Source organism: Nostoc sp. UHCC 0252 (genome assembly GCF_034931145.1).
Lineage (GTDB): Bacteria > Cyanobacteriota > Cyanobacteriia > Cyanobacteriales > Nostocaceae > Nostoc.
On sequence record NZ_JAYGHE010000136.1, the window covers coordinates 1 to 7,920 of the forward strand.

At 41.7% G+C, this 7,920-nt stretch carries 7 protein-coding genes; 6 read left to right on the top strand and 1 reads right to left on the bottom strand.

What is annotated here, in order from left to right:
* From VB732_RS34840 to VB732_RS34865, 6 genes are all read left to right on the top strand, one after another.
* Window positions 1-327 (top strand): GNAT family N-acetyltransferase (locus tag VB732_RS34840; protein ID WP_323235372.1); only part of this gene is annotated, 327 nt, incomplete at its 5' end.
* Between the two features lie 11 nt (window positions 328-338).
* Window positions 339-662 (top strand): NIPSNAP family protein, encoded by a 324-nt coding sequence (locus VB732_RS34845; RefSeq protein WP_323235373.1) that lies wholly within the window; start codon window positions 339-341, stop codon window positions 660-662.
* 88 nt (window positions 663-750) lie between these two features.
* Window positions 751-1,506, top strand: coding sequence for a ParA family protein (locus tag VB732_RS34850; RefSeq protein WP_323235374.1), 756 nt, complete (start codon window positions 751-753; stop codon window positions 1,504-1,506).
* Entirely contained in the window at window positions 1,503-2,612 is a 1,110-nt protein-coding gene (locus VB732_RS34855) for a ParB/RepB/Spo0J family partition protein (protein ID WP_323235375.1), read from the top strand. The genes VB732_RS34850 and VB732_RS34855 overlap by 4 nt, the downstream gene beginning before the upstream one ends.
* Before the next feature lie 152 nt (window positions 2,613-2,764).
* A complete protein-coding gene (locus tag VB732_RS34860; RefSeq protein WP_323235376.1) occupies window positions 2,765-2,980 on the top strand; it encodes a hypothetical protein in 216 nt (71 codons plus the stop codon).
* A gap of 39 nt (window positions 2,981-3,019) precedes the next feature.
* Window positions 3,020-5,926: a DEAD/DEAH box helicase gene (locus VB732_RS34865; RefSeq protein ID WP_323235377.1), complete on the top strand. Its 2,907-nt coding sequence runs from the start codon at window positions 3,020-3,022 to the stop codon at window positions 5,924-5,926.
* A 441-nt stretch (window positions 5,927-6,367) separates the two neighbouring features.
* On the opposite strand, the gene VB732_RS34870 is transcribed toward VB732_RS34865, so the two are convergent.
* Window positions 6,368-7,723 carry a hypothetical protein gene (locus VB732_RS34870; RefSeq protein WP_323235378.1) on the bottom strand — a complete coding sequence of 452 codons (1,356 nt, stop codon included), beginning with the start codon at window positions 7,721-7,723 and terminating at the stop codon, window positions 6,368-6,370.
* Between the last annotated feature and the right edge of the window lie 197 nt (window positions 7,724-7,920).

Sequence of the window (7,920 nt, forward strand, 5' to 3'; positions counted from 1 at the left end):
GATGCCGAACCCGCAGGGCTTGTTGTCTGCTTAGAAGGATTCTCCACCTTCGCGTGCAAGCCATTACTTAATATTCACGATGTCATTGTTGCTTTACCTTACCGTGGTAGAGGCTTGTCCAAACTGCTGCTACAGAAAGCGGAGGAGATCGCGTTCGATTTGGGCTGCTGCAAACTCACGCTAGAGGTACTGGAAGGAAACCATGTTGCCCAGTCAGCATACAAAGCGTGCGGATTCAGTGGCTATGAGCTAAATCCCCAGATGGGCAAGGCATTATTCTGGGAGAAGAAACTACCAGAGGTGAATGATGAAGAGAAAAGTCCTTAAAGCAGATTGATATGATTACTTGCTATTTGCGCTACGTTATCGATCCTGACAAAATTTCGGATTTTGAAGCATACGGACGTATGTGGATTCCGTTGGTGGAAAAATTTGGTGGGAAACATCACGGGTACTTTCTTCCACATGAAGGAGCTAATAATATTGCTGTAGCTCTGTTCAGTTTTCCCAGCCTTGCAGCATACGAGGAATACCGGATAGATTCCCAGCAAGATCCAGCTTGTCAGTCAGCGTATGAAGAAGCGCGTCGAACAAAGTGCATTGTTAGTTATGAGCGATCATTTATGCGCCCAGTTTTAGGCGATGTTAACAATTTTAAGTAAAACAGCAGCCCCAAACAAAAAGAAACATTGCTGATTGACTGTTCCCCGTTATCTTAAGTTGTAATGGTGCAGGTAAACCAACTCACTTATGAGCCGAATCATCGCAGTTTTTAATCAGGCGGGAGGTGTTGCCAAAACCACCCTTACCCAAAACCTGGGCTACCAAATAGCGCAATTGGGTCATCGCGTCCTGCTCATCGACATAGACCCCCAAGCCAGCTTAACTATCTTTATGGGCTTGGTTCCAAGAGACATAGAGCAAACTGTCAACAATGCCATTGTGGATGAACAACCCCTGCCAATTCTTGAGGGAATTCACGGCATGGATTTAGCCCCTGCCAACATCTCTCTGAGTACGGCAGAAATGCAATTGGTTAGTGCTTCCATGCGCGATTTCCGCCTGAAAGAAGCCATCGAGCCAATCCAAGACAGTTACGATTTTATATTAATAGATTGCCCTCCCAGCTTAGGGCTACTAAGTTACATCTCCCTTGTAGCTGCCACTCATGTTCTCGTGCCTCTGGAAACCCATTTCAAAGCTTTTGAGGGAACAGGCGAATTACTAAAAACGGTCGCTACAGTACGCAATAAACCCAACCGCAAACTGCAAATAGCCGGGTTTGTGCCTACAAAATACGATGCCCGGAACTCCCAGGATACTCGTACTTTAGCAGCCATCACTGAACAACTAGCAAGTGCCGGAACAGTCTTTGCCCCGATTCCTCGCTCCACTGCTTTTGTTGATGCTTCAGAGGAACGAATGCCTCTTGCAGTTTACGATCCCAAACACCCATCTGTCGCCATCTTGAAAAAAATAGCCCTTAGCATAGAATCCTTAAAATGAGACGCACTAAAGCAAGCCAACCTCTCAAAAGCAAAATTGATGTACCTTGGGACACCACAGGCGTTATTAATGCCGATTCTGCTCAATCCATGCCCTTAGACCAGATTGTTCTGCCGCCGAATCAACCGCGCCGTTATTTTGACCCGGAAGCATTAAAGCAGTTAACCGAGTCGATAAAGCAACATGGTATCCTGCAACCTCTGTTGGTGCGTCCAATTGGCGGAGGTAAATACGAAGTAGTAGCAGGAGAACGACGCTACAGGTCAGGAATTGAAGCCAAACTTGAAGCTGCACCTGTGGTTGTGCGTGAGCTATCTGATGACCAAGCGTTTCAGTTGGCTTTGATAGAAAACTTACTTCGAGAAGACCTTAACCCAGTTGAAGAAACCGAAGGTATCCTGCAACTGCTGTCTCTCAAACTAGGTCGAAGTGTTGAGGAGATACCCCCATTCCTGTATCGTCTACAACGCCTACAGAACAAAGCATCTACAGTTACCCATAACGTTATGGGCGCACACGATAGCGAAGGTGATGAACCTACCCATAACGTTATGGGCGAAGTTGAAAATGATTCTACCAATAACGCTATCAGCGATGATGAAAGTGATATTGGCTTATCTACCCATAACGTTATGGGCGAAACCGAAACGGATGATTCAGCCCTTAATCATGAGCCTGCTGTAAACCAAGACCTAAAAATCGTTGAAGGAGTGTTTGATGGCTTAGGGTTAATGACCTGGGAATCTTTCGTTAAGAACCGCCTGCCCTTGCTCAACCTCCCAGAAGATATCCTTGATGCGCTAAGGGAAGGCTCACTTGAGTACACCAAAGCCAAAGCCATCGCCCAGATTCAGAAATTAGATGAGCGCGTTGCCTTTTTAGAACAAGCTCTTGCTAACAACTGGTCTTTAAGCGAAATCAGACAGCGCATTAGTGAGAAGAAAACCCCAGCCTCTTCCGCAAACACCGAGTCGAACGATTATAAAGAGCGCTTTACTGCTGCGACTACCAAACTAAGAAAATCGCGTATTTGGTCAGACCCCAAGAAGCGCAAGCAAATAGAAAAACTACTTGCACAACTGGAGACGCTCACAAATGTTGAGTGAGGGGAGTTGTTACTGCTCCCCAGTTCTCTCGAAATCATGACGGGAGCAAGTCACGGCTAACAAAGTCAGCGGAGCCGAAGCGCCATAATAAAAAGACTAGAGAAAGTAAGATCCGTTTCTCTTTTTCTCCATTAATAAATAGGAGTAGTAAGATGGAAGCTCACAAAATAGAAGCTGTTTTAACGGAAGATGGAACTTTGATGCTGCGGGGCTTACCTTTTCATGCGGGGGATGCTGTGGAGGTGATTATTTTGTCAGCTAAAACTCCACAAAATAAAGGAGCAGTGCCTAGCCAGCCAGAAACAAATCTCTATCCAATGCGCGGTAAAGTAATCCGTTACGATGATCCAACAGAACCGGTCGCCTAATTCTGGCAATAAACGACAAAAAATATTAAGTTAAGGAGAGTGCCAGTTAGTACAGTCGCTCCCACAAGTGTTCTCATGCTAGAGTCAGAAAAACTTATTCAGATAGTACAAGCTTGGTTAGGCTATATCAGGTTAGAAGAACTGACTCAAGCTGAGGTCGAGCGTTCTTCAGATATTTATTCAAAAGTAGTAGATAAGGGAGTGCAGCTTGTTGGCAACAAGTTACTGTTAGATAGCGAAGTATTTACGCAATTCCAGCAACAGCAACAAGCAGCTAAAAGAGGGAACAAAAATGATGTTCAGATGGCTGTTGCTTTCCCACAAATTTATATAATCAACGGTAAGGGCAAAGACCAAAAGCTGAAATACCTGCCTCTGTTCACAATTGATATTTCACCCATCTTTAAAGGTAATTACCGCAAAACTGGCTGGGACTTGACCGAATACGAGTTTCAGCCAGTGGTTGTTAATTTGATGCGGCTGTACGGGCTAGAGGAGGAGCAAGCCGAATCACTGATTGTTGCTTCAGGAATTGGAAAATTTTTAGAAGACACTTTTAAAGGAAGATTCCCAACGCTTCGAGACTTTCTTGAACTGGTAGATTTACCCGAAGTCAAGTACAAAACCTCTCGACAACCTTATTTGCTTCGCTGCGACTTTACACCTTACAATGCCCTTCTTAAGCTTGACTTGCAAGAAATACTAAAGGAACTTCAACAACCTGACTGTAATAGCGAATGGCTAACTGAAACTCACCCAGCAATGCAGTACTTATGGGGTCAGCCACAATTACCCAGAGATGAAGTGATGTTCTGGGGTGCTTTTCCCGATCATGCACCTGATGAATTTCAAGCGTCTGTCCTGAAACACGCCCAAGAGAACTTACTAACTGCTGTTTGTGGGCCACCCGGAACTGGAAAAACGGAGGTGTTTCTGCACCTCATAGCCCAGCAAGTAGTAAATCGAGCGTTACGACTTGTTCAGGGTCTTGATGATATAAATAATTTAATATTCTTTGTCGGCGCTAATAACAGCACCGTTAAAAAATTCCAACAACGACTGACTATAAATTCTCCTGCTCAACAGTTTTATCTTCCAGGCGGGAACCAAGCTAATATCCGTAAGGAAACTCTACCCAAACTGCAATCAACCCAAGATTGGCTGCGTAATACTGAATTTGATCAGGATTCTTGGCAACAAGCCAAACTTGAATTGCTGCAAGCCGAGAGTGAAATTCAGCAACTCCAAGAGCAAGACCGCTTGAATACTGCTCAAAAAGTTACCGATGCCGAACGGCGATCGCAACTGGATCTAGAAATACAATTACTCAATGACGATATTGCTGCTACTGATTCCAAGTTACAAGCCCTAACTGAACAGCTATCAAGTTTGTCTGATTATGCAAATTTTCCCATTGATGCCTACCAGCAGATACAAGAAGCTTTATCCCAGGCAGAACGAGAACTAGCAAAAGAGTCCGACTCCATCACAAAACGCGCCTTGGATTGGCTTAATGCTACTACAGATCAGCGAATTTTTAAGCGTCTAGCAAATAGGATAAACGCTGCTGTTTTAAACACCTTGGCGACAGGGCATCCCTTTCAGACCCCCCTTGACCGCCCTAGTTTAATCACAGCCCAGGCTTCTGTTAACCAAAAACTCGATTTTTCACAGCAATGGCAGAATCTTCACCAAAAAGTCACTGAAATTCAAACCCAGCTAACAGCTTTAAATAAAGAACTAGAGTTAAAACTTTTCAGACATCAACAAATTCAAAAACAAATCGATAGTTACCCGCAAGGGGATTTCTATAATCGTTTTTACCGCGACCACCACCAATTACAGCTAGAACTGTTTCAACGTGCCTGGGCGTTTCTATTGCAAGAAGTTCTCCGACGCAAGGAGAGCGTTATGAGGGCATTGTCAACTTATGGCAGCGTCTTGACGGGAGACGGAGAGGCATTGCTCAAGTTAGAAACTGATAGTGATGCTATCTACCGTGACTTGAGTTTGATTTTCCCCGTTATTACCTCCACCCTCCAATCAATGCGTAATATGTCGCCAATTCTTCAGCCTAATATCATCAAGCTGGCACTGGTGGATGAAGCGGGGACAACTCTTATACATCAATTATTTCCTTTGCTAGTGCGATCGCAACAGGCAGTAGTGGCTGGCGACCCCCAACAAATTGAGCCAATCGTTAACATGAGCGACGATAGCATCAAACAATATCTGAAAACTGCCTTTCTGGATCGTGGTATGGGGAATGAAGACTATTATCGCTATGCCCCCACTGCCAAATACACAGCTACTGCTTATCATCGCGCTGCTGGTGCTAGTGGTACAGAATCCGACTTAGGCAATGGCATTATTCTCTCTAATCATTACCGTTGCACCCCAGACATTATTCAGTTTTGCAGTCTCAACTATCCTGGTGGTTTGCAAATCCTTTCAAGTTATGACCAGACTGCAACAGTCAAGCATCTGCTGGCTTACCACGTTGAAGGAAGCCACACCCATAATACCAATCCAGAAGAAATTGATGCTGTAGAAACTATAATTGCGTCCTTGCTAAAACATGGATACTCTACTAACTCGGATGACAACTCAAAAACAATTGGGGTGATGTCGCCGTTTTCGCAGCAAGCTAACGCGCTCAAGTATCGACTATCTAACCGTTGGCGAAACTTTTCTTGGGATGATATTGGCACAGTTCACACCTTCCAGGGGGGAGAAAAAGCAGCTATTATCTTCTCTCCTTACCAGTGCCACCAAGAGCATAGTTTTTGGTTCCTTAATCGTAAACCCAATTTACTGAATACCGCCGTTAGTAGGGCAAGGGAATTGTTTATTTTGGTGGGCAATCTCAGGGAACTAGAATTAGCTGGCGGTGAAACCAAGCGGTTAGTTGAACATATTCGGCAATATGGAGAAATTCGCACTTGAGTAAGGCTAGAATGGCCTTATTGAATGATATGGTTGGAAATCCAACAAAATTTCACGCTTTAGGGAGTCTGCCTGTATCCCAGGAATTCAAGATGTGAACAACTCAAACCGTAGTAATTTAGTGTAATATTTATCAATTAACTGTAACCAGCTAATACTTAATCATTATGATTTAATTCCAGAATTGGATTTATGCCGATATCAAGAAGCCATTATAGTGTGACTTAAAGGAAAAGATTTCCGGTACAGCAAGGCTTTCAAGCTTATAAATTTCAGAGACTTCAATTGGTACAGTTTTATTCCTGGTGATCGCAGGATTGAAAGCAGCTCATCAATTCCTTAGCGTAAGTTTCTGCACGGATGCTCATTTGACCCCGGGAGGTAAAATACTCTGTCCCATTTTGCTGTTATCAGGGCAGGTATCCAAAATAAATCGTTTTTTTATATCCAAAATTCTGGATTAAACATCCTAGATAGAAACCTACTAAAATACTCTTGGTTGTTTAGAGTGTGTATAGCATAACTTGGAATACCATCATATATAGGATGTTTTGATGCTTTGTTTTTTGCAGTAAATTCATAATCTATTCTTGTTATATCCCAATATATTTCTCTAAGTAATCCTGTTGATATAATATCAAAATTCTTACAAAAACTATATTCTATCAAGCTTTTTTGATAAGTTTCCCATGTCATTAAACTATAGTCAATCGAAACTTGTGAAGCGTTGCAATCTTGATTCACTCGTTTGACAATATCTTGACCAATTCTAAATAAGTGTGAATACCAGATTTCGGATAAATTTGAAATGTGATTATATTCTTTGTGAATGTTTTTAGCACTTTTGTTTAAGCCAGGTAAAATATTAGTGATATTAAAATTTTCTGGGGCAAACATTTCAAATACATTCTTATTTTGACTATCGTTTTCCTTTATATGCCAATAAGTATTGCCAATAATGTAGGGATTTAAAGCCGCTATTATGAGTGAGTTAGGAAATGGAAAAGCTTTATAAAGTTCAGGCCATACCTGAGAGCAATAGACGAACCCATGAAGTCCTTGAGCTTCCATTATTTGTGCAGCCAAAACAGAAACCCGATTAAAATTTGCAATTACCCAATCTGATGGATCTTCATTAGGTTCCTGATTCCAGAATTCTGGAGTATATTCCCAAGCTATTTTTACCACACTGAAATTTCTATGCTCGAAAGCAACTCCTGTAATATTTGATATATCTTCAAAAGAAGGAATCCAAGGTTTGAAGCGTAAACTTTCAATATTATCGTGAGCAGTAAAGTAGGGAATTAGTGCATAAACAGGTTTTCTATCAAAGACAAGAGTATGAATTACGGATTCTCTTGTTATTCTCGCATCCATTGGTGCAATGATGACAGAATAAATGTCCTCTTTGCACATAGTTGGAAAAAGTGTCGTTATATGGTTTGAATATGCTAAAAGTTCACTAAATGCTTGCCTCTCTGTTTGAACATTTTTCTTGAGTTCGATAATCGCGAATATTGGTTCATCTTTAGACGCTCCCAAAAAGTCTGCTCGTAATGTAGAATTATTTTCTTTATCTAGAGGTACTTCACAACCAAATAATTCTATTGTCCGAACATTTTCATCAATTGCTAAAAGACGAGCATATATATTATTTTGAATTACACGATCAGGAGTAATATCAGATAGGTCATCTGCAAATAAATATGGTTGAGGAATATCTGCTATATCGATTAAATCTGTCCATGTTTCTCGTTGTTTCCATATATGTTCTTGAATTTGTTTTTCAGAAAACATTAGTTAAAATATATCTCAAAAGTTTATATATTTGGTTCTTTGAACTATAACGACAGTATCATTTTCATTACCAGTACGAGAACTTGGTAATACAAATTCATAAAGGAAGCTCTCTGGTGAAGCTCTCTGGTATAGAAATGTTGATTAAACTATATTTCCCTACATAGTTCAAAAATCCAAAGCAGAGATCGCGTTTT

Excerpts from the sequence above, each read along its gene's own strand:
- VB732_RS34845 (WP_323235373.1), top strand. The coding sequence starts at position 339 with ATGATTACTTGCTATTTGCGCTACGTTATCGATCCTGACAAAATTTCG.
- VB732_RS34850 (WP_323235374.1), top strand. The coding sequence starts at position 751 with ATGAGCCGAATCATCGCAGTTTTTAATCAGGCGGGAGGTGTTGCCAAA.
- VB732_RS34855 (WP_323235375.1), top strand. The coding sequence starts at position 1,503 with ATGAGACGCACTAAAGCAAGCCAACCTCTCAAAAGCAAAATTGATGTA.
- VB732_RS34860 (WP_323235376.1), top strand. The coding sequence starts at position 2,765 with ATGGAAGCTCACAAAATAGAAGCTGTTTTAACGGAAGATGGAACTTTG.
- VB732_RS34870 (WP_323235378.1), bottom strand. The coding sequence starts at position 7,723 with ATGTTTTCTGAAAAACAAATTCAAGAACATATATGGAAACAACGAGAA.